Origin of the sequence: Salipiger sp. PrR003, from assembly GCF_010500785.1 — a bacterium.
Classification (GTDB): Bacteria; Pseudomonadota; Alphaproteobacteria; order Rhodobacterales; family Rhodobacteraceae; genus Salipiger; species Salipiger pacificus_A.
The window spans coordinates 82523-104125 of the sequence record NZ_JAAGOV010000087.1; the positions used below are offsets into that span (position 1 = coordinate 82523).

Genomic DNA, 21603 nt, shown 5'->3' on the forward strand with positions numbered 1-21603 from the left:
CGCGCAAATCTCTACGAAGGGATTTGCGAGCTCCCTCGAAGGAATTTGGCTAGCCCGCCCTATTTCGCCATGAGATCCGGCAACTCGCCAGTAAGCCCCGCCGCCTCGCGCACGAAGTTGCGGCGCAGGCCGGGGACACCCTGCACCAGCGCCATGCCAAGGTCGCGCCCGGCGCGCAGGATCGGGTTGTCGTTCGAGAAGAGCCGGTTGAACAGATCCGTCGCCGCCGCCAGCGCCGCCGTGTCGAAGCGACGCCAGCTTTGGTACCGCGCCAGCACCAGAGGCGAGGCCACATCCTCGCCGCGCCGCTGCGCATGGGTCAGAACATGCGCCAGCGCCGCCACGTCGCGCAGCCCGGCGTTGAGCCCCTGCCCGGCGATCGGGTGCATGCCATGCGCCGCGTCTCCCACCAGCGCCAGCCGATCGGCGATGAAGGCATTCGCCAGGGTCAGCCCCAACGGGTAGGTGTAGCGCGGCCCGGCGAGGGATATCTCGCCGAGGAAGTCGCCGAAACGCGGGCGCAGCACCTGCAGGTATTCCTCGTCCGGCAGGGCGTGGATGGCACGGGCCAATGCGTCCTTCTCGCTCCAGACGATCGAACTGCGGTTGCCGGTGAGCGGCAGGATGGCGAGCGGCCCGCTCGGCATGAAGAACTGATGCGCCACGCCCTCGTGCGGCAGTTCGTGCGCGATGGCGCAGACCAGCGCGGTCTGCCCGTAGCTCCAGCCCATGCGCCTGATCCCGGCGCGCGCGGCGGTGCCGCTGCTGCGCCCGTCCGCACCGATCAGCAGCCGCCCGCGCAGGGTGCCGCCATCCGCCAGGGTCACCGTGACCCCCGAGACGTCCACCGCCTGCCCGACCACCGTCGCCGAGGCGCGATGGGTGACCAGCGGCTCGGCGGTCATCGCCTCGAGCAGAGCGCGGCGCAGGAAGCGGTCTTCGACCATATGGCCCATCGGGCCTTCCTCGATTTCCGCCGAGGCGAAATCGAGCCCGAGAAAGACCTCCGCCTCGCCAACCCGCCCGTCGGTGACACGGATCGCGCTCATCGGCTGGGCGTCGGGGGAAAGCTGCTCCCACAGCCCGAGATTGGCCAGCAGCCGCACCGAGGCAAGCGCCAGCGCGTAGGCGCGGCCATCGAACTCGGGGTCGGCCCGCATCTCGGCGGGCAGGGCGTCGATGACGGTGGCGCTGAGGCCGGCCTTGGCCGCCGCCAGCGCAAGGGCTGGCCCGTTGAGGCCGCCGCCGATAATGAGCAGATCGCTGTCCTGTGTCATGGGGCGTACTATGGTCCTGCGGGTGGGATTGTCCATGCGCCGCCGTGCCGCTACCGTCGCGCCAATCGAAAAAAGCAAAGCCGCCCAGGATGGAAGGCGGCCTCAACAAGGAAAGCGGCATGACGGACTGGACAGGGAAAAGCGCGGCAGAGCTGGGGCGGGCGATCGGTGCGGGCGAAGTCGACCCGGTCGATCTGGCGCAGGCCTATCTCGACAAAATCGCGGCGCACCCGCTGAGGGATCGCATTTACGCGCGGGTGACGCCTGACCGCGCACTGGCCGAGGCGAAAGCCGCTAGCGCCCGCGCCAAGGCGGGCATGCGCCTCTCGCCGCTCGACGGCGTGCCGGTGAGCTGGAAGGACCTCTTCGACACGGCCGGCGTGGCGACCGAGGCGGGCTCGAAGCTGCTTGAGGGCCGGGTGCCCGAGACCGACGCCGAAGTGCTGCAGACCGCCACCGCCATGGGGCTGGTCTGCCTCGGCAAGACTCACTTGTCGGAGCTGGCCTTCTCCGGCCTCGGTCTGAACCCGGTCACCGCGACCCCGCCCTCGGTCAATGACGCCGAGGCGGTGGCGGGCGGGTCCTCCTCGGGCGCCGCGGCCTCGGTCGCCTTCGGCCTTGCCGCCGCCGCGGTCGGCTCGGACACCGGCGGCTCGGTGCGCATCCCCGCGGCCTGGAACGATCTCGTCGGCCTCAAGACCACCGCGGGGCGCCTGTCGCTGGTCGGCGCGGTGCCGCTGGCCTCGCGCTTCGACACGGTCGGCCCGCTGTGCCGCACCGTCGAAGACGCGGCGCTGATGCTTGCCGCCCTCGAGGGTCGCCGTGTCCCCGACCTGACCGGCGCCTCCCTCGAAGGCGTGCGCTTCGCCGCGCTCACCACCATCGTCATGGACGGGCTGCGCCCCGAGCCGGCCGCCGCCTACCATTCGGCGCTTGAGCGACTGGGAGCCGCGGGCGCCGAGATCGTGCCGCTCGACGTGCCCGAGGTCGCCATCCCCATGGGCGACGCCGCCGTGCTCTACACCGCGGAAGCCTGGGCCACCTGGGGTGATGACATCACCGACCGCGGCGATCTGATGTTCGCGCCAATCCGCGAGCGTTTCGAGGGCGGCAAGGCCTTCACCGCCGCCGAGTACCTCCGTGCTTGGGAGCGGATGATGCAGGCCCGCGCCGCCTGGGCCGAGGCCACCGCGGGCTTCGACGCGGTGCTTTGCCCCAGCGCCCCGAACCTGCCGCCCAAGGTCGACCGGCTGCTCAGCGACGACGACTACTACGTGACCGAGAACCTGCTCACCCTGCGCAACACTCGGGTCGGCAATGTCATGGGGCTCTGCGCGACCACGCTGCCCACCGGCACGCCGAGCTGCGGGATTTCGCTGATGGCCGCGCCGATGGAGGAGGACCGCCTCCTGCGCCTCTCCGCCGCCGCCGAAACCGCTCTCGCCTGATCGGAAAACACCAAGGCCGGGCGTTGTCCGCCCGGCCCTTTCCGCAGGCCTGCAGCATTACGTTCAGAAGCCCTGCAGCAGCTCTGCCGTTGGCCAGCCATCGACAGCAAGGCCCATCTCGGCCTGCACCTTCCGCACTGCGCTCCGCGTCCCCGCGCCGAGGATGCCATCCGCCTCTCCGACGTCGAAGCCGCGCGCCTGCAACTTGCGCTGCAACTGCTGCATCTGCGGCCCCGAAAGCCCCGGCGCAGGGCTGCCCGCGTCGTAGACCGGCGCGCCCTCGAGCCTTGTGGCGAAGTACCCCGCGGTCAGCACGTAGGTGAAGCTCTGGTTCCACTCGAAGAAAACCCGGAAGTTCGGATAGGCGATGAAGGCAGGACCGCCCCGCCCATGTGGCAGGATGATCGAGGCCTGCAACCGCCCGTCATCCAGCGCGCCATTGCGCCCGGCAACTCCCAGCCGCTCCCATTCGGCGACGGTCAGGCTCGTTTCCAGGCCGGTCATCGACCAGTCGAACTCCGCCGGTAGAGTGATCTCCTGCAGCCAGGGCTCGTTGGGACGCCAGCCAAGGCCCGAGAGCATCCGTGCGCCCGACATCAGCGCATCGGGCACCGACGCCTTGAGCCGCACATGCCCGTCGCCATCGCCGTCGACGCCGTTCTCGATGATGTCCCGGGGCAGCATCTGTACCATGCCGATCTCGCCCGCCCAGGCCCCGGTGGTGGTCGCAGGGTCGAAATCGCCGTGCTCGTAAAGCTCGAGCGCGGCGATCAACTGCGGGCGGAACAGCTCGGGCCGACGGCAATCATGCGCCAGCGTGGCCAGCGCATTGGCGGTGTTGAAGTTGCCCTGGTAGCCACCGTAGTCGGTCTCGAAAGCCCAGAAGGCCAGCAGCACCCCGCGAGAGATGCCGTAGTCGCGCTCGATCCGGTCAAAAACGGCATCCCACTCGTCGGCCTTGCGGCGCCCCTTGTCGAGCCGGTCCTGCGAGATCAGCTTGCGCGAGAACTCGATGAAAGGGGCCTGAAAGATGCCCTGCGCCCGGTCGGCTTTCAGGACCTTGGGGTCCTGCCTGAGGCCGGAGAAGAAGCGCTCTGCCATCGCCGGGTTCGCGCCTTGCGCCACGGCCTCTTCGGACACGCCGCGCAAGAAGTCGCGGAAGTCGCCGCCGCAGGGCACCGATTGCGCCTGCGCCGCCACGGGAAGCAGCAGGGCGGTCAGGAAGGGCAGGACACGCATCGACACCTCGCACAAAGACTGCCCCCACCCTATCAGCCCGCGACCGGCAGGCAAGCGGTCCGGGCTCCGCACCGATCACGCCCGGTTGCAGGCCCTGTGAGCGAATATTCATCGCTGCCGGGCAAAATTAATGTTTTGTTTAGGAAGCCGCCCGAAAACAGTGGAGCAGGACAAATCCGGCTAAAATCGAGAACAGATCACGGTCAGCTGCGGTCAAGGGGAAGTGTCCACCGGGAGATGATGAATGAAAGTCCTCATCGTACAAGGTGACCAGACCCTCGCCCGGATTTGGAGCCGCCATCTTGTAGGCAACGGCGCCAACGTCCTCGTCGCGCAGGACCAAGAGGGCGCAACCCAGATGCTCCGCGGCGAGGACATCGACGTGATCGTGCTCGACCTGATGCTCGCCGCGGGCAGCGCACTTGCGGTCGCGGATTTCGCCTCTTACCGGCAGCCCAACTGTCGCGTCGTCTTCGTGACGAACGCGCCAGTCTTTTCTGACGGCTCGATCTTCCGTCACTGCGCCAATGCCTGCGCCTACCTGCCAACGGCGACGGCCCCCGCGGACCTGGCCGCCATGGTCGAACATTACGGCGCGCCGCGCCGTCTGAGTTCTCAGCCCGCGCTTTAGAGCGCGTCGCGCCCATGCGGCGCATCGAGCTCGAGCACCGGCCCGATCGGCACGATGCGGTGCGGATTGATCGTGTCGTGGCTGTAGTGGTAGTGCCGCGTGATGTGGTCGAGCCGCACCGTCTCTGCCACGCCCGGCCATTGGTAAAGCTCGCGGACATAGGCCCAGAGCGCCGGGTAGTCGACGATCCGGCGCCGGTTGCACTTGAAATGGCCATGGTAGACCGTATCGAAGCGGATCAGCGTGGTGAACAGCCGCCAATCGGCCTCGGTGATCCGGTCGCCCATCAGGTAGCGCTGGCCGGACAGGCGCGCCTCGAGCCAGTCGAGCGTCTCGAAGAGCGGCAGAACCGCTGCCTCGTAGGCCTCCTGCGAGGTCGCGAAGCCCGCCTTGTAGACGCCGTTGTTGACCGTGTCGTAGATGCGCGCGTTCACCGGCTCGATGGCCTCGCGCAGCGCCTCGGGCCAATAGTCATCCGTGTTGCCGGTCAGCCCGTCGAAGGCAGAGTTGAACATGCGGATGATCTCGGCGCTCTCGTTGGACACGATGGTCTCGCGCTGGCGATCCCAGAGCACCGGCACGGTCACCCGCCCCGAGATCTCCGGATCGGCTTTGAGATAGATGTCGCGCAGGAAGGGCAGATCGTGCAGCCGGTCGCCGGTGGCACCCTCGAAGTCGGTGCGGAACTCCCAGCCTTCGGACAGCATCTCGGGATGGACGACGCTCACGGGGATAAGGTCACCGAGCCCTTTGAGAGCCCGGAAAATCAGCGCTCGATGCGCCCAGGGGCAGGCATAGCTGACGTAAAGATGATAGCGGTCCGGCTCGGCCTTGAAGCCGCCCTCGCCCGAGGGTCCTGCGCTGCCGTCCGCAGTGATCCAGTTGCGGAACTTGGCAGTGGACCGGACAAATTTCCCGCCGGTCTTGCTGGTGTCATACCAGGTGTCCTGCCATTCGCCGTCGACCAGTTGGCCCATGATGTGCGCGCTCCCTGCGTTTTCTTTCAAGAAATACGTAGGGGAGCTGCCTGTCCCGGCAAACAGGCACCCGCGCGCAGCCCCTCCGGCATGAGCGCACAGCCGGGGCGTGCTAGCTCAGCGCGACCCGAACCTCTGAAGGATCCAGATCAGCAGCATCGCGCCCAGCACCGCGCCGATGAGCCCGGCGAGCGCACCGGTCACCGCGATCAGCCCGCGCAGCACAAGCCCGCCGATGAGCGCGCCGCCCATGCCGAGGGCCACCGTCTGCAGCACGCCAGTCCGCACCTGCATGACTCGCGTGGCAAAGAAGCCCGCCGCGGCGCCGATGATCAGAAGCCAGAGAATGCCCATGCCGTGTCCTCCCGCTATGCGCCGCCCAGCACCGTGCCGGCGGGAACCTTCATGCCGCGCAGGAAGGTCTCCGCATCCTGCGCGCCCTTGCCCGCGCGCTGCGCCCGGGTGATCTGCACCGCGCCCGAGCCGCAGGCGATGACGAAGCCCCCGTCCAGCGCCTCGCCCGGCGCGCCCTCGCCCGGAACCACCCGCGCGCCGAGGAGCTTGACGCGCTCGCCATCCACCATGGTCCAGGCCCCCGGGAAGGGCGCCAGCCCGCGGATTCGCCGCGAGACCTCCTCGGCGGGCAGGCTCCAGTCCAGCACCGCCTCGGCCTTGTCGATCTTCTGCGCATAGGTCACCCCCGCCTCGGGCTGCGGCACTGGCTCCAGCAGGTCCAGCCGCTCGAGCGCGGTGACGATAAGCCGGGCGCCCATCTTGGAGAGCCGGTCATGCAACTCCCCGGTGGTCTCCTCGGCGCCAATGGTGAGCGCCTCGCGCAGCAGCACCGGACCGGTGTCGAGCCCCGCCTCCATCTGCATGATGCACACGCCGGTCTCCGGGTCGCCGGACAGGATCGCCCGGTGGATCGGCGCCGCCCCGCGCCAGCGCGGCAGCAAGGACGCGTGGATATTCAGACAGCCGCGCGCAGGCGCATCGAGGATCGCCTGCGGCAGGATCAGCCCGTAGGCCACGACCACCGCCACATCGGCCTTCAGCGCGGCGAATTCCGCCTGCTCGTCAGCCCCCCGCAGGCTCGCCGGGTGGCGCACCTCCAACCCCAGCGCCTCGGCGCGGGCCTGCACCGGCGAGGGCCGGTCCTTCTTGCCGCGCCCGGCGGGCCGCGGCGGCTGGCTGTAGACCGCGGCGATCTCGTGTCCGGCCCCGACCAGCGACTCGAGCACCGGCACCGAAAAGTCCGGCGTTCCCATGAAGACCACGCGCATCCGCCGCCCCTTTCCTGTTTCCAAAGATACCCCAAGGGTAACGGCTCGCCCGACAGCGCCCGCCCCTTCTTCACTTTGACAAATACGCAAATTCCGCCCTCGCCGCCAGCGCAGCCTCGGACAAGGGCGTGCGTCAGCCGCGCTTCTTGGAGCGGCGGATCAGCATGTCGCGCTTCACCTTACCGAGATGATCGAAATACATCTTGCCGTTCAGGTGATCGACCTGGTGCTGCACCGAAGTCGCCCAGAGCCCGACGAAGTCCTGCTCCTGCATCTCGCCCTCGGCGTTCATGAAGCGCACGGTCACGCCGCGCGGGCGCTCGATCTTGGCCCAGACGCCGGGCAGGTTCGGGCTCGCCTCTTCATGGCTATTCATCTTCACCGAGGCGTGCAGGATCTCGGGGTTGGCCATGCGGATCGCCTTGCCGCGCTCCTCCGAGGCATCGACCACGGCGAGCCGCAGCATCACCCCGATCTGAGGTGCAGCAAGGCCAACGCCGGGCATCGCCTCCATCGTGTCGATCATGTCGTCCCAGACGCGGCGAATCTCGTCGGTGATCGCCTCGACCGGCGCGGCGGGCGTGCGCAGGCGCTTGTCGGGCCAGGGAATGCAGGGGCGTGCGGTCATTGGCAGCTTCCTTGCGCCAGCGCCTCGTAGTCGGCGACCAGCGCGCTACGCGCCTCGGCGTCGAGGCGGTCAAAATGCACCAGACCGTCCAGATGGTCGTACTCGTGCTGCGCGACGATCGCCTCGGCACCCGCCAGATCGACCTCCTGCACCTCGCCGGTGAGATCGGTATAGGCCAGGCGGATGCGGGCGTGACGCGCGACCTGCGCGGTGACACCGGGGATCGACAGGCAGCCCTCCGGGCCAGTCACCCGCTCGTCCGAGGCCCAGGTGATCTCGGGGTTGATGCAGGCGCGCGGCGTCATCTCGCCGTCCTTCCAGCCCGCGTCCATGACGAAGACCCGCACCATTGCGCCCACCTGCGGCGCGGCGAGGCCGCGGCCGGGGGCATCGTACATGGTCTCGAAAAGATCGCTGACCAGCCCGGCCACATCGGTCACCGAGCCGACCTCGGCGCAGCGCTGCGACAGACGCGGGTCGGGCCAGCGCAGGATCGGCAGCAGGCTCAAATCCGTGCCCTCTCGCGCTTCAGCTTGACCATCTTGCGGGTGATCATCTGGCGCTTGAGCGGCTTGAGGTAGTCGATGAAGAGCTTGCCGTCGAGGTGGTCGATCTCGTGCTGCACGCAGGTCGCCCAGAGACCGTCGAACTCTTCCTTCTGCAGCTTCCCGTCGCGGTCCAGCCATTCGACTTCGACAATCTTCGGCCGCTCGACCTCGGCATATTGCTCGGGGATCGACAGGCAGCCTTCCTCGTAGACGTTGCGTTCGTCCGAGCTGGCGATCACCCGCGGGTTGAACATCACCAGCGGGCGCGGCGTGTCGCCGTCATCGGGGCGCGTGCAATCGAGCACGATCAGCCGTTCCAGCACGCCGATCTGCGGCGCCGCCAGCCCGATGCCCGGCGCGTCATACATAGTCTCGAGCATGTCGTCAGCCAGCACGCGCAGCTCGTCCGACAGGTCGGGCACCGGCGCACAGAGCTTCTTCAGCCGCGGATCGGGGTGGATGAGGATGGGGCGTTTCATGCGCTTCACTTAGGCAAATGCGCGTGAGCGCGCAAGATGCCCGCGCCCCCGCCCCTTGCACTCGGGCGCCAAGCCGCTAGCGTCCGCAGCAGCATTCCGGCAGTTCCAGAGCAGAAAGTGACAGTGAGACCATGAAAGACCTCTTCGACCAACCGATCGACCGCCGCGGCACCGGCTCGGCCAAGTGGGACCTCATGGAGAAGCTCTTCGGCGTGCCGCAGGAGGACGGTCTGGCGATGTGGACCGCCGATTCCGATTATCCCACCGCACCCTGCGTGCGTGACGCGCTGCAGGCGCAGGTCGATCTGGGCGTCTTCGGGTATTTCTCGGCGATGGGGCTCTACACCAGCGCGGTGCAATGGTGGATGAAAGAGCGCCACGGCTGGCACATCGAGCAGGAGTGGATCGTGCCGGTGCACGGGCTGGGCAACGGCGTGGCCATGTGCCTCGACGTTTACACCGCCCCGGGCGACCACGTGGCGATCTTCTCGCCGGTCTACCACGAGTTCGCCGCCAAGATCCGCCGCGCCGACCGCGTGGTCACCGAATGCCCGCTGAAGCGCGAGGGCGACCGCTACGAACTCGACCTCGAGGACGCGCAGGCGCGGCTTACCGGCAAGGAGACCATGCTGATCTGGTGCTCGCCGCAGAACCCCTCGGGCCGGATCTGGACCGCGGACGAGCTGCGCGCAGTTGCCGAGTTTGCCAAGCGCAACAACCTGATGCTGTTGTCGGACGAGGTGCACCACGATCTCGTCTACAAGGGCGAGACCTTCGTGCCGATGGCCGTGGCGGCCCCTGAAAGCGAAGACCGTCTGATCACCCTCACCGCCGCGTCGAAGACCTTCAACATCGCGGGCCAGCGCGTCGGGGCGCTGACCATCAGCGACGCCGGGCTGCGCCAGCGGATGGAGCACCGCCTGACCGCGCTCGACAGCAAGCCCAACGCGCTCGGCCTGATCATGACCGCGGCCGCCTATTCGCCCGAGGGCGCGGAATGGGTCGACGCGCAGATCGCCCATCTCGAGGGCAACCGGGCGCTCTTTGACGAAATGGTCAACGCCATCCCCGGCCTGCGCTCGATGCCGCTGCAGGCGACCTATCTCGCCTGGGTGGACTTCTCGGGCACCGGCATGGACTTCGAGGAGGTCAACGCGCGGGTGCGTGATATCGCCAAGATCGCCGTCAGCCCCGGCCCCTCCTTCGGCACCGGCGGCGAGACCTTCCTGCGGATCAACCTTGCCGCGCCCCGCGCCACCATCGCCGAGGCCGGAAGCCGCCTGCAGAAGGCCTTCGCCGACCTGCAGTGACCCGGATCGGCTGCGGGCGCCGCAGGCGCCGCGCCCCCAGCCGTCTTGATTCCTTCCCTTCTTCTCTTTGAAACTACGCCCGGGGCGCACAAGGGGCAGCGCCCCTCGCCCTACAGGGCGACCGTCAGGCCCGCGGCGGGCGCGACTTGTAGACCGGGATGCCCCAGCCAAAGGCCAGGGCCGAGGCGCGCAGGGCAAAGGTCACCCCGGCGCAGACCAGCGCCGCCGAGAAGGGCGGCAGGCCCAGCCAGCCAGCCGCCAGCAGCGCCAGCGCGCCGCAGAGCGCGCAGGTGGCATAGGGCTCGCCCTGCTTGAGCAGCAGCGGCACCTCGTTGGCCACCACGTCGCGCATCAGCCCGCCGAGGCAGCCCGTCATCACCCCCATCACCAGCACCACGCCCCAGGCCGCGCCCTCGGCCTGCGCGATGGAGCTGCCCGCGGCCACCGCCACCGAAAGCGCCGCGGCATCGAGCCAAAGGATCGCCTTGGCCCGGCTCTCCAGCCGGTGCGCGGTGAAGAAGACCAGCAACGCGGCGGCGCAGGCGATGGCGAGATAGGTGGGCTCGGCGATCCAGAACACCGGGTGGCGGTCGAGCAGCAGATCGCGCGTGGTGCCGCCGCCGACGGCGGTCAGGCAGGCGAGAAAGGCAAAGCCCACCACATCGAGCTGCGACCGGCTGGCGACGAGCGCCCCGGTGAGGGCGAAGATCAGCACCGAAGCATAGTCGAGCAAGACCAGCGGCGACATGGCGTCAGCCCTTGAAGGGCGCCATGCCCGCCCGCGCCAGCTCGTCCGCGCGCTCGTTCTCGGGATGGCCGGCGTGGCCCTTGACCCATTCCCAGGTGACGTCGTGGCGCTTCTGCGCCTCGTCCAGCCGCTGCCAGAGCTCGGCATTCTTCACCGGCTTCTTGGCGGCGGTCTTCCAGCCGTTGCGCTTCCAGCCGTGGATCCAGCCGGTAACGCCGTTCTTCACGTAGGCGCTATCGGTGACGACGGTAATCCTCGACGGGCGCGACAGCGCCTCGAGCGCGCTGATCGCCGCCATCAATTCCATGCGGTTGTTGGTGGTCTCCGCCTCGCCGCCCTTGAGCTCGCGCTCCTTGGCGACGGTCTCGCCCTCCATCGCGCGCATGAGAACGCCCCAGCCACCGGGGCCGGGATTACCGGAGCAGGCTCCGTCGGTATATGCATATAGGTCAGCCATGGGCGAGCACGCTAAGCCATGGCTCGGAGGTGCCGTCAAGCCCGAGCGGCGACGCCCGGCACGCGTCGCTCACAGGAAGGCCTCGACCGACAGGCAGGCGACGACCGCGGCGGTCAGCGGCACGCGCAGCGCCAGCCACCAACGCGGAGTCAGCCCCCAGAGCTGGAAGAAGGCGTCGAGCAGCAGCAGGCCGAGGAAGCCGAAGACGAGGTTCGTCGCCGCCGCCACCGGCCCGCCGCCCACCATGAAAAAGGCCCAGAGCGCGGGCAGCACCGACAGCGCGTAGGCCGTCGCCGCCTTGGCACCGCCAGCCTTGGTCGCGAAGCCCCAGAGCACGCCCGACATGAAGCCGAGGATCACCGTGCCGTACGAGAGCTGCAGGTAGGGCGCAACGAAGCGGCTGCCGAGATGGGCCAGCGACCAATCGTAGAGCGCGCCGTTGAAATGCGTGGCCACCGACCAGAGGAAAGGCAGCAGGCCGGCGAGCGCGAGGATCAGCGGGGCGCGGGGCACGGAACTCATGCGCGGCTCCGCGAATGGGTTGGGCGGGGCATGGTCTCTCCTTCGGCGGGTGCTTGCGCCGCAAGGTTTCCGATTGGCCGCCCGCTGTCAACGCCGCGCACGGAACGCGCGGTGCGGAAGTGTCAGGCCGGCACGCGCAGCACGCGCGGCACCTTGAACTCGACGTTCTCCTGCGCGGTCTCGACCTTCTCGACGGTCATGTCGTAGCGCGCGCCGAAGGCGGCAACCACCTCGTCGATCAGCACCTCGGGGGCCGAGGCTCCGGCGGTCACGCCCACCGCGCGGATGCCCTCGAGCGCGCGCCAGTCGATGTCCTCGGCGCGTTGGACCAGCTGGGCGTAGCTGCAGCCCGCCTTGCGCGCCACCTCGACCAGCCGCTTGGAGTTCGAGGAATTTGGCGCCCCCACGACCAACAGCGCGTCGCAACCGGGGGCGATCGCCTTCACCGCCTCCTGGCGGTTGGTGGTGGCGTAGCAGATGTCTTCCTTGTGCGGACCGACGATGGCGGGGAAGCGGGCGCGCAGCGCCGCAACGATGTCCACCGTGTCGTCGACCGACAGCGTGGTCTGGGTGACGAAGGCAAGACGTTCGGGATCACGAACCTCGACCTCGGCCACATCCGCGACGGTCTCGACCAGCCGCACTTCGCCCTCGGGGAGCTGCCCCATGGTGCCGACGGTCTCCGGGTGCCCCTCGTGGCCGATCATGATCATCTGCAGGCCGTTGTCGTGGTGACGGGCGGCCTCGATGTGCACCTTCGAAACCAAGGGGCAGGTGGCATCGACGTAGACCATCTCGCGCCGCGCCGCCTCGGCGGGCACCGCCTTGGGCACGCCGTGGGCGGAAAAGATCACCGGACGGTCGGGCGGGCAGTCCTCGAGTTCCTCGACAAAGACCGCGCCCTTGTCACGCAGCCCGTCGACGACGAACTTGTTGTGCACGATCTCGTGCCGCACGTAGACCGGCGCGCCCCATTTCTCGAGCGCCATCTCGACGATCTTGATCGCCCGGTCGACGCCGGCGCAGAACCCGCGCGGCGCGGCGAGATAGAGGGTGAGAGGGGCTTTGGTCATGGCTTTGGTCACCGGTGCGTCTCCTGTTGTCCCAGACCTAGTGGCTCTGCGGGCGCGGGTCCAGAGGCTCAGCCCAGGGTCGCAGCGGTCAACCAGGCCAGTATGATATAACGCCCGGTCTTTGCCACGGCGACAAGCAGCACGAAGAGCCAGAGCGGGGTGCGCATGATTCCCGCGACCACGGTGAAGCCATCGCCCAGCGGTGCCCAGCTCAGCAGCAGCGACCAGATACCCCATTTGGCGTACCAGCGCTGCGCCCGCTCGAGCTGAGCCTCGGTGACGGGAAACCAGCGACGATGGCGGAAATGCTCGAGCCCGGCGCCAAGCGCGTAATTGACCACAGAGCCGAGCGTGTTGCCGATGCTCGCCACGAGCACCAGTGCCCAGATCGGCAGGTTCGAGCCGAGTTGTAAGCCGACGAAGATAAGTTCCGACTGGAACGGCAGGATTGTCGCGGCTCCGAAAGCCGCGACGAAGAGGCCGCCGTAACTGGCAGCCTCACCTAGCATGATCGGCGGACCTCATCCCCATAAGATCCGCCAGTCTTGGAAGGCACCAAGGGATCAGTTCCCGTTGGCGACCTCGAAATTGCGCTCCGCCTGTTGTTCACGCGGAGGGCGGCCGATCACTTCGCGCAGCTCGTCGAGCTCGATGAAGTTGTCGGCCTGGCGGCGCAGCTCGTCCGCGATCATCGGCGGCTGGCTGCGGATCGTCGAGACGACCGAGACCCTAACGCCTTGACGCTGCAGGCTTTCGATCAGCGGCCGGAAGTCCCCATCCCCAGAGAACAGCACGATGTGATCGACGCGCGGCGCCAGTTCCATGGCATCGACGGTCAGCTCGATGTCCATGTTTCCCTTCACCTTACGGCGGCCCTGCGCGTCGGTATATTCCTTCGCGGGCTTGGTCACCATGGTGAAGCCGTTGTAGTGCAGCCAGTCCACGAGCGGGCGGATCGGCGAGTATTCGTCATTTTCGAGAAGTGCCGTGTAATAGAATGCGCGCACCATCTTGCCGCGACGCACGAATTCTTGTCTGAGCAGCTTGTAGTCGATGTCGAAGCCGAGGGCTTTGGCGGCTGCGTACAGGTTCGACCCGTCGATGAACAGCGCCAACCGTTCGTCCTTGTAAAACATCAAATGTCCTTTCGAGCAATCAGGGCGCCGGATCCGTGAGTGGAAAAAATGGAATAAAGGGGCACCCGCCTTGAGAGTAAGCGTTTCAGGCAGCTTTTCAAGCAGCGCAATATATGCAGAAGGATAGTGTAAGGATGGGTTTACCTAAGAGTTTCCTGATTGCCCTGGGGTCAAACCTGCCTTCGGAGGTCGGCACCCCGCTACAAACTCTGGAGGCCGCACTGGCGGCGCTCGCGCGCGAGGGATATTCCGTAGAGAAGGTCAGCAGGTTCTACGCAACACCTTGTTTTCCTGCGGGACTCGGACCCGATTACTGCAACGCCTGCGCGATGCTGGACGGCCCTTCGGATCCCGCTTTGTTGCTTGCTGCGCTGCACCGGGTGGAGGCACAGTTCGGCCGCGAAAGAGAGCGCCGCTGGGGCAGCCGGACGCTCGACCTCGATCTTCTCGCCGCTGGCGAAACTGTGATGCCGAATGAGGCAGCCCAGACGCGCTGGCGGACCCTTGCCATGGAGAAGCAAACCGAGGTGTCGCCGCCCGAGCTGATTCTTCCGCATCCGCGGTTGCAGGACCGGGCATTTGTCCTTGTTCCCCTTTGCGATATTGCCGCTGATTGGCGTCACCCGCTCCTCGGGCGCACCGCGCGCGAACTGTGCGACGCACTGCCCGAGCAGGCCCGCGCCGAGGTCGTCCCAATGTGATCGAAGGGGTGACTGACGGGCGGCGATGGAACGCCGCGTTTGCGCTTGTCAATCCAGAAGCATCGCGGTAGGAGTCTCATTTCTTACGGTCAACCGAAGGTGAAACGCTCATGGCCCGCGTCACGGTAGAAGACTGCGTCGACAAGGTTCCCAACCGCTTCGAGCTGGTGATGCTCGCGTCCCATCGGGCGCGCGAAGTGGCTTCGGGTGCGCCGATCACCGTCGATCGCGACAACGACAAGAACCCGGTGGTCGCCCTGCGCGAAATCGCCGAGGAAACCCAGTCCGCCGACGAGCTGCGCGAGCGCCTGATCGAGTCGCACCAGACCCAGATCGAGGTCGACGAGCCCGAAGAGGACAGCATGGCGCTTCTCATGGGTGCCGAGCAGGACAAGCCCGCAGACGACGACATGTCGGAAGAGAAGCTCCTGCGCGCCCTGATGGAAGCGCAAGGAGAGAGCTGAGAGGCTCGCTTGTAGCGGGCCAGCGTAAGGATGGGCGCCCATGATCGCGGCGGAAGACCTTGTTGCCCTGGTCCGCAACTACAACCCGAAGACCAACGAGAAGCTGATCCGCGAGGCCTATGATTACGGCCTGCGGATGCATGAGGGGCAGTATCGCCATTCGGGCGAGCTGTACTTCACCCATCCCGTTGCGGTTGCCGCGATCCTGACCGAGCAGCAACTGGATGACGCAACCATCGTCACCGCCCTGCTGCACGACACGATCGAGGACACCCGCGCCTCGTACCAGGATGTCGCGGACCGGTTCGGAACCGAGGTGGCGGATCTGGTCGACGGGGTCACCAAGCTGACCAACCTGCAGCTCTCCTCGTCCGAGACCAAGCAGGCCGAAAACTTCCGCAAGCTCTTCATGGCGATGTCCCGCGACTTGCGGGTGATTCTGGTGAAGCTCGCCGACCGACTGCACAATATGCGCACGATCAAGGCCATGCGCCCTGAGAAGCAGGTGCAGAAGGCGCGCGAGACCATGGACATCTACGCGCCGCTGGCCGGCCGCATGGGCATGCAGTGGATGCGCGAAGAACTCGAGGACCTGGCCTTCCGGGTGCTCAACCCCGAGGGGCGCGCCTCGATCATCCGCCGCTTCATCAACCTGCAGAAGGAAGCCGGCGACGTGATCCACCGGATCACCGGCGACATGCGGCAAGAGCTGGAAGAGGCGCAGATCGAGGCCGAGGTCTTCGGCCGCGCCAAGAAGCCCTATTCGATCTGGCGCAAGATGCAGGAAAAGGGCATGGGCTTCTCGCGCCTTTCGGACATCTACGGTTTCCGGGTGATCACCCGCTCCGAGATGGATTGCTACCGCGCACTCGGGGTAATCCACCAGCGCTGGCGCTCGGTCCCCGGTCGCTTCAAGGACTACATCAGCCAGCCGAAATCCAACGGCTACCGCTCGATCCACACCACCGTCTCGGGCCGCGACGGCAAGCGCGTCGAGGTGCAGATCCGCACCCGGCAGATGCACGACGTGGCCGAGACCGGCGTTGCCGCGCATTGGTCCTACCGGGATGGCGTGCGCTCCGAGAACCCCTTTGCCGTCGATCCCGCCAAGTGGATCTCCTCGCTCACCGAACAGTTTGATGCCGAGGAGGATCACGACGAGTTCCTCGAGGCGGTGAAGCTCGAGATGTATTCGGACAAGGTGTTCTGCTTCACGCCCAAGGGCGACGTGGTGAAGCTGCCGCGCGGCGCCACGCCGCTCGATTACGCCTATGCCATCCACACCCGCATCGGCTCGGCTTGCGTCGGCGCCAAGGTCGACGGCATCCGCGTGCCGCTCTGGACCCGGCTGAAAAATGGCCAGTCGGTCGAGATCATCACCGCCGAGGGGCAGACCCCGCAGGCAACTTGGCTCGACATCGCCACCACCGGCAAGGCACGCAGCGCCATCCGCCGCGCCCTGCGCGAGGCCGGTCGTGGCCGCTTCATCAAGCTCGGACAGGAACTGGCGCGCTCCGCCTTCGAACACGTCGGCAAGAAATCCACCGACAAAGTGCTGGAAAAGGCGGCCAAGACGCTCCGACTCGAGGGGGCGGACGAAGTGCTCGCCCGCCTTGGTAGCGCGGAATTGACCACCCGCGAGGTGGTGCACGCGGTCTATCCCGACCTTACGCCGTCCGACGCCCATGAGGTCGAGATGCAGCGCGCGGTGATCGGCCTCGAGCCAGGCACCGGCTTCACCCGGGCGCGCTGCTGTCAGCCGCTGCCGGGCGAGCGGATCGTCGGCATTACCAAGCGCGGCAAGGGCGTCTTCGTACATGCCATCGACTGCGAAGCTTTGGCCAAATACGAGGAACAGCCCGAGCGCTGGGTTGACCTGCACTGGGCCGAGGGCACGCACCCCGCGGCCTATGACATGAGCCTTGACCTCACGGTCGGCAACGATGCCGGGGTGTTGGGGCGCATTTGCACCTTGATCGGCGAGCGCGGGGCCAATATCTCGGACCTGCACTTCATCGACCGGAAACCGGATTTCTTCAGACTCCAGATAGACGTGGAACTGAGAGACGCCGAGCACCTCCATTCGGTGATGTCTGCACTCGAAGCCGAAAGCGACGTGGCCTCGGTCAGCCGTCACCGCGATACCTCCCTGGCGGCCGTGCCTGCCGCTGCGGAATAGAGACAAAGGGGAAAGGCGCCATTGGTCTTCAAGCGGCGCGACAAACGGCCAGTCTGGAGGGCCGTGCTCGAATTCTTCTGGCCGCGTGGCGGCTGGGGGCGCGCCGCCCGTTATGTCCAATATCGCCTGCACCGGCTTCCCGATTCGCCTGAGACGATCGCCCGTGGCATCTTTGCCGGGGTCTTCACCACCTTCACCCCGCTCTATGGGCTACATTTCGTGGTGGCCGCCGCGCTCGCCTGGCTGGTGCGGGGCAATATCCTAGCCTCGTTGCTCGGCACCTTCTTCGGCAACCCGCTGACCTACGTTCCGATCGGCATTGTCTCGCTGGAACTGGGGTATTTCCTGCTCGGCATCGACCGCCGCTCGCCGCATCACGCCTCGCTGCTCGACAAGTTCGCCTACGCGGGCCAAGACCTCTGGCACAACGTCTGCGCGGTCTTCACCGGGGACCCGGCGGACTGGACCAACCTGCGGATCTTCTTTCACGAGGTCTTTTACCCCTACCTGATCGGCGGCATCCTTCCCGGCATCATTTCCGGGCTGGTGGCCTATTACCTTTCGGTGCCGGTGATCCGCGCCTACCAGAACCGCCGCCGCGGCGCGCTGAAGAAAAAGCTCGCTGCTTTGAAAAAGAAGCAGAAAGCGGCTGACGAGGGCGGCGCGCCGGACTAGGGTCCGGCGCGAAGAGACCCCTATCGTCGCCCGGAGGACACGCGATGACCCCCTATGCCGGCCGCCTGAGACTTGGCGTCAACATCGACCACGTCGCCACCGTGCGCAATGCCCGCGGCAGCGCCTATCCCGACCCCCTGCGCGCCGCCAGGATCGCCGAGGAGGCCGGGGCCGACGGCATCACCGCGCACCTGCGCGAAGACCGCCGCCACATCTCTGACGCCGACATCGACGGGCTGATGGGCGCGCTTTCGGTGCCGCTGAACTTCGAGATGGCCGCCACCGACGAGATGCAGGCCATCGCGCTGCGCCATAAGCCGCACGCGGTCTGCATCGTCCCCGAGAAGCGCGAGGAGCGCACCACCGAGGGCGGGCTCGAGGTGGCGCGCGAAGAGAACCGGCTGGCGCATTTCATCGCGCCCCTGCGCGAGGTGGGCTGCCGGGTGTCGATTTTCATCGCTCCCGACAAGCCGCAGATCGAGGCCGCGCATCGCATCGGCGCGCAGGTGATCGAGCTGCACACCGGCGCCTATTGCGACCTGCACGCCGAAGGCAGGTTCGACGAGCGCGACGCCGAGCTCGAACGCCTGCGCGAGATGGCCGCCTTCGCCCATGCGCTGGGGCTCGAGGTGCACGCCGGCCACGGGCTGACCTACGACACGGTGCAGCCCATCGCTGCCTTCCCCGAGGTCGTCGAGCTCAACATCGGCCATTTCCTCATCGGCGAGGCGATTTTCCTCGGGCTCGGCCCGGCGATCGCCGAGATGCGCCGCCTGATGGACGAGGCGCGGGCGTAACCGCCCGCGACCCCGGAGACCACGGATGATCCTCGGAATCGGCACCGACCTTGCGAATATCGAGCGCATCGAGGCGACACTCGCGCGCTTCGGTGACCGTTTCCGGAACCGCGTCTTCACCGAGACCGAGCAACGCAAGGCCGAGCGCCGCAAGGACGTGGCGGGCACCTATGCCAAACGCTGGGCGGCCAAGGAGGCCTGCTCCAAGGCGCTCGGCACCGGGCTGCGCATGGGCATTTCGTGGAAGGACATGGCGGTGAGCAACCTGCCGACGGGCCAGCCCGTCATGCAGGTGACCGGCTGGGCGAAGGAGCGGCTCGCGCTGATGACCCCGCCGGACCATGAGGCGATCATTCACGTGACGCTGACCGACGATCACCCCTGGGCGCAGGCCTTCGTGGTGATCGAGGCGAGACCGCTGAAAACCCCGATCACATCGGGGTAACGCCCGAGCAAAACCCTTCGACGAGTTTTGCAAATCTCTCCGAAGAGATTTGCCCGGCCTTTGCGCCGCCTTGACACTCTCCCCGCCCCCGCCCATGAAGCCTAGGAACCGAGGCACATCGAGGCACAGGGGCGGGTTTTCATGGCAAAAGAAGAGAAATCGGGCGGGATCTGGGAAACCGTCAAGACGGTGTTCTGGGCGCTGGTCATCGCGGGCGTCTTCCGCACGCTGTTCTTCCAGCCCTTCTGGATTCCCTCGGGCTCGATGAAGGACACGCTGCTGATCGGCGACTTCCTCTTCGTCAACAAGATGACCTACGGCTATTCCTATGCCTCCTGCCCGTCGATCCGCCTGAACTCCTTCGGCATCGACATCGACGCCAAGGATATCTGCGGCTTTCTCGACGGCGACAACACCCGGCTCTTCGGCTCTGAACCCGAGCGCGGCGACGTGGTGGTCTTCCGTCACCCGGTCAACGGCACGGACTTCATCAAGCGGGTGATCGGCCTGCCGGGCGACCAGATCCAAGTCAAGCAGGGGCTGCTCCACATCAACGGCACCCCGGTCGAGGTCGAGGCCAATGGCACCTTCACCGAGACTGCCGAACCGCAGGGGCCACAGGGGCTGCGCCCGCGCTGCGAGAACGGCCCCGTGGGCACCGGCGGCGTCTGCGAGAAATCGCGCTGGACCGAAACGCTGCCGAACGGCGTGAAGCATGATATCCTCAACATCGCCATGCAGGGGTCGGACAACACGCCGATCTACACCGTTCCCGAGGGTCACTTCTTCATGATGGGCGACAACCGCGACAACTCCGCCGACAGCCGTGTGCCCAACGCCGCGGGAGGCGTCGGCTTCGTGCCCTTCGAGAATATCATCGGCAAGGCAACCCGGGTGATGTTCTCCTCGTCCGGCCGGTCGATGCTGTTCTTCTGGACCTGGCGGTCGGATCGGTTCTTCCACAAGATCACATGAAGCGTTCTGCAGAAATAGAAGCACTGGAGCAGCGGCTGGGGCATCGGTTCGACCGGCCCGAGCTGCTGCGGCGCGCGCTGACCCATTCGTCGATGTCCGGCCCCGGCCGCGAGGACAACCAGCGGCTCGAATTCCTCGGTGATCGCGTGCTCGGCCTCGTCATGGCCGAGGCGCTGCTGTCCGAGGACCGCAAGGCCAGCGAGGGTCAGCTCGCGCCGCGCTTCAACGCGCTGGTGCGCAAGGAAGCCTGCGCCGAGGTCGCGCGCGAGGTCGACATCGGCGCCGCGCTGAAGCTCGGCCGCTCCGAGATGATGTCGGGTGGCCGGCGCAAGCAGGCGCTGCTTGGCGATGCCATGGAGGCGGTGATCGCGGCGGTCTACCTCGATGGTGGCTTCGAGGTGGCGCAGAACATGATCCTGCGGCTCTGGGGCGCGCGTGTCTCGACCGTCGAGCAGGACGCGCGCGATCCCAAGACCTCGCTGCAGGAATGGGCGCAGGCGCGCGGCATGATCCCGCCCGCCTACGTCGAGACCGCCCGCTCCGGCCCCGACCACGCGCCTGTCTTCACCATCGAGGTGCGGCTCGCCTCCGGCCAGATAGCCGAGGCCACCGCCGGCTCGAAACGCAAGGCCGAGCAGGAGGCCGCCGCGTCGCTGCTGGCACAAGTCTCCGAAAATGGCTGACACCGCCGCGCCGCGGATGAGCGCGAACGCGACCGGCGCCGGCTTCATGGTGCTGGCGATGACGCTTTTCGCCATCGAGGACGCGCTGTTCAAATCCGTCGCCCCCGGCCTGCCACCGGGCGAGGCAACGCTGATCTTCGGCCTGACCGGCGTCACGCTCTACACCCTGATGACCCTGCGCGCAGGAGAGGCGGTGCTGCACCCGGCAATGCTGCGCCCCAGCCTGCTGCTGCGCACGCTCTTCGAGATCATGGGACGGCTCTTCTTCGCGCTGTCGCTGGCCTACACGCCGCTGTCCGTGACATCTTCGATCCTGCAGGCGGCGCCCTTGGTGGTCACCGCCGGGGCAGCGCTGCTGCTGGGCGAGAAGGTCGGCCCGCGCCGCTGGGCCGCCATGGCGGTGGGCTTCATCGGTGTGCTGCTGATCGTGCGCCCGACGCCAGAGGCGTTCCGGCTCGACGCGCTGCTGTCGATCGCGGCGATGTTCGGCTTTGCCATGCGCGACCTTTTCACCCGGGCCGCACCGCCCGCGGTCTCGGCGAAGCAGCTTGGCATCCTCGGCTTCGCCGTGGTCACCCTCGCGGGCCTCTTGCTGCTGCCCTTCGATCCCGCGCCGCCGCGCCTTCCGCAGGGCTCCGAGCTGCTGCGCCTGCTGGCCACCGGACTTGTCGGGGTCTGCGCCTATACCGCGCTCACCCGCGCCATGCGCAGCGGCGAGGTCTCGGTGGTCGCCCCCTTCCGCTACTCGCGGCTGCTAGTGGCGCTGGTCTTCGCCTATCTTCTTTTCGGCGAGCGCCCGGATCTCTGGACCCTTGCAGGAGCGCTGCTGATTGTCGTGTCGGGATGCTATACGCTGATCCGCAGCGGCCGCTCTGGCCCCGCGCCGCAAAAGCCTGTAAGGGCCACGGATCGTCAGTAACGGGAACGC

The 21603-nt window shown here is 67.2% G+C and carries 26 protein-coding genes; 12 read left to right on the forward strand and 14 right to left on the reverse strand.

Going from position 1 to position 21603, the window contains the following annotated elements; translation table 11 throughout:
- Positions 1-59 precede the first annotated feature (59 nt).
- On the reverse strand, positions 60-1277 hold the full coding sequence (locus tag G0D83_RS26955; RefSeq protein WP_164197612.1) for a UbiH/UbiF/VisC/COQ6 family ubiquinone biosynthesis hydroxylase: 1218 nt from the start codon (positions 1275-1277) through the stop codon (positions 60-62).
- Between the two features lie 119 nt (positions 1278-1396).
- On the opposite strand from G0D83_RS26955, the gene G0D83_RS26960 reads away from it, so the two are divergent.
- Positions 1397-2725 (forward strand): amidase, encoded by a 1329-nt coding sequence (locus tag G0D83_RS26960; RefSeq protein WP_164197613.1) that lies wholly within the window; start codon positions 1397-1399, stop codon positions 2723-2725.
- 63 nt (positions 2726-2788) lie between these two features.
- On the opposite strand, the gene G0D83_RS26965 is transcribed toward G0D83_RS26960, so the two are convergent.
- On the reverse strand, positions 2789-3964 hold the full coding sequence (locus tag G0D83_RS26965) for a lytic murein transglycosylase (protein WP_164197614.1): 1176 nt from the start codon (positions 3962-3964) through the stop codon (positions 2789-2791).
- A 244-nt stretch (positions 3965-4208) separates the two neighbouring features.
- Here G0D83_RS26965 and G0D83_RS26970 point away from each other — a divergent pair, with 244 nt between their 5' ends.
- Positions 4209-4595: a response regulator transcription factor gene (locus G0D83_RS26970; RefSeq protein WP_164197615.1), complete on the forward strand. Its 387-nt coding sequence runs from the start codon at positions 4209-4211 to the stop codon at positions 4593-4595.
- Here G0D83_RS26970 and G0D83_RS26975 read toward each other — a convergent pair.
- From G0D83_RS26975 to def (G0D83_RS27000), 6 genes are all read right to left on the reverse strand, one after another.
- Positions 4592-5572, reverse strand: a complete 981-nt coding sequence (locus tag G0D83_RS26975; protein ID WP_164197616.1) for a glutathione S-transferase family protein — start codon at positions 5570-5572, stop codon at positions 4592-4594. The two genes, G0D83_RS26970 and G0D83_RS26975, sit on opposite strands and share 4 nt — an antisense overlap.
- Before the next feature lie 117 nt (positions 5573-5689).
- Positions 5690-5926 (reverse strand): GlsB/YeaQ/YmgE family stress response membrane protein, encoded by a 237-nt coding sequence (locus G0D83_RS26980; protein ID WP_108964400.1) that lies wholly within the window; start codon positions 5924-5926, stop codon positions 5690-5692.
- Positions 5927-5940: 14 nt separating this feature from the next.
- On the reverse strand, positions 5941-6855 hold the full coding sequence (gene fmt, locus G0D83_RS26985) for a methionyl-tRNA formyltransferase (protein ID WP_164197617.1): 915 nt from the start codon (positions 6853-6855) through the stop codon (positions 5941-5943).
- A gap of 133 nt (positions 6856-6988) precedes the next feature.
- A complete protein-coding gene (def, locus tag G0D83_RS26990; protein ID WP_164197618.1) occupies positions 6989-7483 on the reverse strand; it encodes a peptide deformylase in 495 nt (164 codons plus the stop codon).
- Complete coding sequence (gene def / locus G0D83_RS26995; protein WP_164197619.1) at positions 7480-7992, reverse strand: peptide deformylase; 513 nt, start codon at positions 7990-7992, stop codon at positions 7480-7482. The genes def (G0D83_RS26990) and def (G0D83_RS26995) overlap by 4 nt, the downstream gene beginning before the upstream one ends.
- Positions 7989-8510: a peptide deformylase gene (def, locus tag G0D83_RS27000; RefSeq protein ID WP_108964396.1), complete on the reverse strand. Its 522-nt coding sequence runs from the start codon at positions 8508-8510 to the stop codon at positions 7989-7991. Before def (G0D83_RS27000) ends, def (G0D83_RS26995) begins: the two co-directional genes overlap by 4 nt.
- Before the next feature lie 131 nt (positions 8511-8641).
- Between def (G0D83_RS27000) and G0D83_RS27005 the strand changes: the two genes are divergently transcribed.
- A complete protein-coding gene (locus tag G0D83_RS27005) occupies positions 8642-9820 on the forward strand; it encodes a MalY/PatB family protein (RefSeq protein WP_164197620.1) in 1179 nt (392 codons plus the stop codon).
- A gap of 124 nt (positions 9821-9944) precedes the next feature.
- Here the strand turns inward: G0D83_RS27005 and G0D83_RS27010 are convergent, their stop codons facing one another.
- The 6 genes from G0D83_RS27010 to G0D83_RS27035 form a co-directional block, all read right to left on the reverse strand.
- The gene (locus G0D83_RS27010; protein ID WP_164197621.1) at positions 9945-10568 is read right to left on the reverse strand and encodes a trimeric intracellular cation channel family protein; all 624 of its coding nucleotides are present in this window, start codon (positions 10566-10568) and stop codon (positions 9945-9947) included.
- Positions 10569-10572: 4 nt separating this feature from the next.
- Complete coding sequence (gene rnhA, locus G0D83_RS27015) at positions 10573-11025, reverse strand: ribonuclease HI (RefSeq protein ID WP_108964393.1); 453 nt, start codon at positions 11023-11025, stop codon at positions 10573-10575.
- 69 nt (positions 11026-11094) lie between these two features.
- The gene (locus G0D83_RS27020) at positions 11095-11547 is read right to left on the reverse strand and encodes a DUF3429 domain-containing protein (RefSeq protein ID WP_164197622.1); all 453 of its coding nucleotides are present in this window, start codon (positions 11545-11547) and stop codon (positions 11095-11097) included.
- A gap of 122 nt (positions 11548-11669) precedes the next feature.
- Entirely contained in the window at positions 11670-12620 is a 951-nt protein-coding gene (gene ispH / locus G0D83_RS27025; protein ID WP_164197623.1) for a 4-hydroxy-3-methylbut-2-enyl diphosphate reductase, read from the reverse strand.
- 68 nt (positions 12621-12688) lie between these two features.
- The gene (locus G0D83_RS27030) at positions 12689-13129 is read right to left on the reverse strand and encodes a YqaA family protein (protein WP_164197624.1); all 441 of its coding nucleotides are present in this window, start codon (positions 13127-13129) and stop codon (positions 12689-12691) included.
- Positions 13130-13183: 54 nt separating this feature from the next.
- Positions 13184-13756, reverse strand: coding sequence for an NYN domain-containing protein (locus G0D83_RS27035; RefSeq protein WP_092427755.1), 573 nt, complete (start codon positions 13754-13756; stop codon positions 13184-13186).
- Between the two features lie 113 nt (positions 13757-13869).
- On the opposite strand from G0D83_RS27035, the gene folK reads away from it, so the two are divergent.
- The 9 genes from folK to G0D83_RS27080 all read left to right on the forward strand — a co-directional run bounded on the left by folK (position 13870) and on the right by G0D83_RS27080 (position 21594).
- A complete protein-coding gene (gene folK / locus G0D83_RS27040) occupies positions 13870-14457 on the forward strand; it encodes a 2-amino-4-hydroxy-6-hydroxymethyldihydropteridine diphosphokinase (protein ID WP_235958204.1) in 588 nt (195 codons plus the stop codon).
- A 110-nt stretch (positions 14458-14567) separates the two neighbouring features.
- Positions 14568-14921 (forward strand): DNA-directed RNA polymerase subunit omega, encoded by a 354-nt coding sequence (gene rpoZ, locus G0D83_RS27045; protein WP_095883970.1) that lies wholly within the window; start codon positions 14568-14570, stop codon positions 14919-14921.
- Between the two features lie 40 nt (positions 14922-14961).
- Entirely contained in the window at positions 14962-17100 is a 2139-nt protein-coding gene (locus tag G0D83_RS27050) for a bifunctional (p)ppGpp synthetase/guanosine-3',5'-bis(diphosphate) 3'-pyrophosphohydrolase (protein ID WP_108964389.1), read from the forward strand.
- 21 nt (positions 17101-17121) lie between these two features.
- Positions 17122-17775: a DUF2062 domain-containing protein gene (locus G0D83_RS27055; RefSeq protein WP_108964388.1), complete on the forward strand. Its 654-nt coding sequence runs from the start codon at positions 17122-17124 to the stop codon at positions 17773-17775.
- 44 nt (positions 17776-17819) lie between these two features.
- Entirely contained in the window at positions 17820-18572 is a 753-nt protein-coding gene (locus G0D83_RS27060; RefSeq protein WP_164197625.1) for a pyridoxine 5'-phosphate synthase, read from the forward strand.
- 25 nt (positions 18573-18597) lie between these two features.
- The gene (gene acpS / locus G0D83_RS27065; RefSeq protein WP_108964386.1) at positions 18598-19017 is read left to right on the forward strand and encodes a holo-ACP synthase; all 420 of its coding nucleotides are present in this window, start codon (positions 18598-18600) and stop codon (positions 19015-19017) included.
- Positions 19018-19158: 141 nt separating this feature from the next.
- Entirely contained in the window at positions 19159-19992 is an 834-nt protein-coding gene (gene lepB / locus G0D83_RS27070) for a signal peptidase I (RefSeq protein WP_108964385.1), read from the forward strand.
- A complete protein-coding gene (rnc, locus tag G0D83_RS27075; RefSeq protein ID WP_164197626.1) occupies positions 19989-20675 on the forward strand; it encodes a ribonuclease III in 687 nt (228 codons plus the stop codon). The genes lepB and rnc overlap by 4 nt, the downstream gene beginning before the upstream one ends.
- Positions 20668-21594 (forward strand): DMT family transporter, encoded by a 927-nt coding sequence (locus tag G0D83_RS27080; protein WP_235940309.1) that lies wholly within the window; start codon positions 20668-20670, stop codon positions 21592-21594. The genes rnc and G0D83_RS27080 overlap by 8 nt, the downstream gene beginning before the upstream one ends.
- Positions 21595-21603: the final 9 nt, after the last annotated feature.

What these genes read in the sequence shown, in the direction of transcription:
- G0D83_RS27020 (WP_164197622.1), bottom strand. Translation starts at nt 11,547, where the DNA reads ATGAGTTCCGTGCCCCGCGCCCCGCTGATCCTCGCGCTCGCCGGCCTG.
- G0D83_RS27005 (WP_164197620.1), top strand. Translation starts at nt 8,642, where the DNA reads ATGAAAGACCTCTTCGACCAACCGATCGACCGCCGCGGCACCGGCTCG.
- G0D83_RS27050 (WP_108964389.1), top strand. Translation starts at nt 14,962, where the DNA reads ATGATCGCGGCGGAAGACCTTGTTGCCCTGGTCCGCAACTACAACCCG.
- def (WP_108964396.1), bottom strand. Translation starts at nt 8,510, where the DNA reads ATGAAACGCCCCATCCTCATCCACCCCGATCCGCGGCTGAAGAAGCTC.
- G0D83_RS27010 (WP_164197621.1), bottom strand. Translation starts at nt 10,568, where the DNA reads ATGTCGCCGCTGGTCTTGCTCGACTATGCTTCGGTGCTGATCTTCGCC.
- G0D83_RS27030 (WP_164197624.1), bottom strand. Translation starts at nt 13,129, where the DNA reads ATGCTAGGTGAGGCTGCCAGTTACGGCGGCCTCTTCGTCGCGGCTTTC.
- G0D83_RS27060 (WP_164197625.1), top strand. Translation starts at nt 17,820, where the DNA reads ATGACCCCCTATGCCGGCCGCCTGAGACTTGGCGTCAACATCGACCAC.
- ispH (WP_164197623.1), bottom strand. Translation starts at nt 12,620, where the DNA reads ATGACCAAAGCCCCTCTCACCCTCTATCTCGCCGCGCCGCGCGGGTTC.
- G0D83_RS26980 (WP_108964400.1), bottom strand. Translation starts at nt 5,926, where the DNA reads ATGGGCATTCTCTGGCTTCTGATCATCGGCGCCGCGGCGGGCTTCTTT.
- folK (WP_235958204.1), top strand. Translation starts at nt 13,870, where the DNA reads ATGCAGAAGGATAGTGTAAGGATGGGTTTACCTAAGAGTTTCCTGATT.
- rpoZ (WP_095883970.1), top strand. Translation starts at nt 14,568, where the DNA reads ATGGCCCGCGTCACGGTAGAAGACTGCGTCGACAAGGTTCCCAACCGC.
- G0D83_RS27035 (WP_092427755.1), bottom strand. Translation starts at nt 13,756, where the DNA reads ATGTTTTACAAGGACGAACGGTTGGCGCTGTTCATCGACGGGTCGAAC.
- G0D83_RS27080 (WP_235940309.1), top strand. Translation starts at nt 20,668, where the DNA reads ATGGCTGACACCGCCGCGCCGCGGATGAGCGCGAACGCGACCGGCGCC.
- def (WP_164197618.1), bottom strand. Translation starts at nt 7,483, where the DNA reads ATGACCGCACGCCCCTGCATTCCCTGGCCCGACAAGCGCCTGCGCACG.
- acpS (WP_108964386.1), top strand. Translation starts at nt 18,598, where the DNA reads ATGATCCTCGGAATCGGCACCGACCTTGCGAATATCGAGCGCATCGAG.
- G0D83_RS26955 (WP_164197612.1), bottom strand. Translation starts at nt 1,277, where the DNA reads ATGACACAGGACAGCGATCTGCTCATTATCGGCGGCGGCCTCAACGGG.
- G0D83_RS26960 (WP_164197613.1), top strand. Translation starts at nt 1,397, where the DNA reads ATGACGGACTGGACAGGGAAAAGCGCGGCAGAGCTGGGGCGGGCGATC.
- rnhA (WP_108964393.1), bottom strand. Translation starts at nt 11,025, where the DNA reads ATGGCTGACCTATATGCATATACCGACGGAGCCTGCTCCGGTAATCCC.
- G0D83_RS26970 (WP_164197615.1), top strand. Translation starts at nt 4,209, where the DNA reads ATGAAAGTCCTCATCGTACAAGGTGACCAGACCCTCGCCCGGATTTGG.
- lepB (WP_108964385.1), top strand. Translation starts at nt 19,159, where the DNA reads ATGGCAAAAGAAGAGAAATCGGGCGGGATCTGGGAAACCGTCAAGACG.
- G0D83_RS26975 (WP_164197616.1), bottom strand. Translation starts at nt 5,572, where the DNA reads ATGGGCCAACTGGTCGACGGCGAATGGCAGGACACCTGGTATGACACC.
- rnc (WP_164197626.1), top strand. Translation starts at nt 19,989, where the DNA reads ATGAAGCGTTCTGCAGAAATAGAAGCACTGGAGCAGCGGCTGGGGCAT.
- G0D83_RS26965 (WP_164197614.1), bottom strand. Translation starts at nt 3,964, where the DNA reads ATGCGTGTCCTGCCCTTCCTGACCGCCCTGCTGCTTCCCGTGGCGGCG.
- fmt (WP_164197617.1), bottom strand. Translation starts at nt 6,855, where the DNA reads ATGCGCGTGGTCTTCATGGGAACGCCGGACTTTTCGGTGCCGGTGCTC.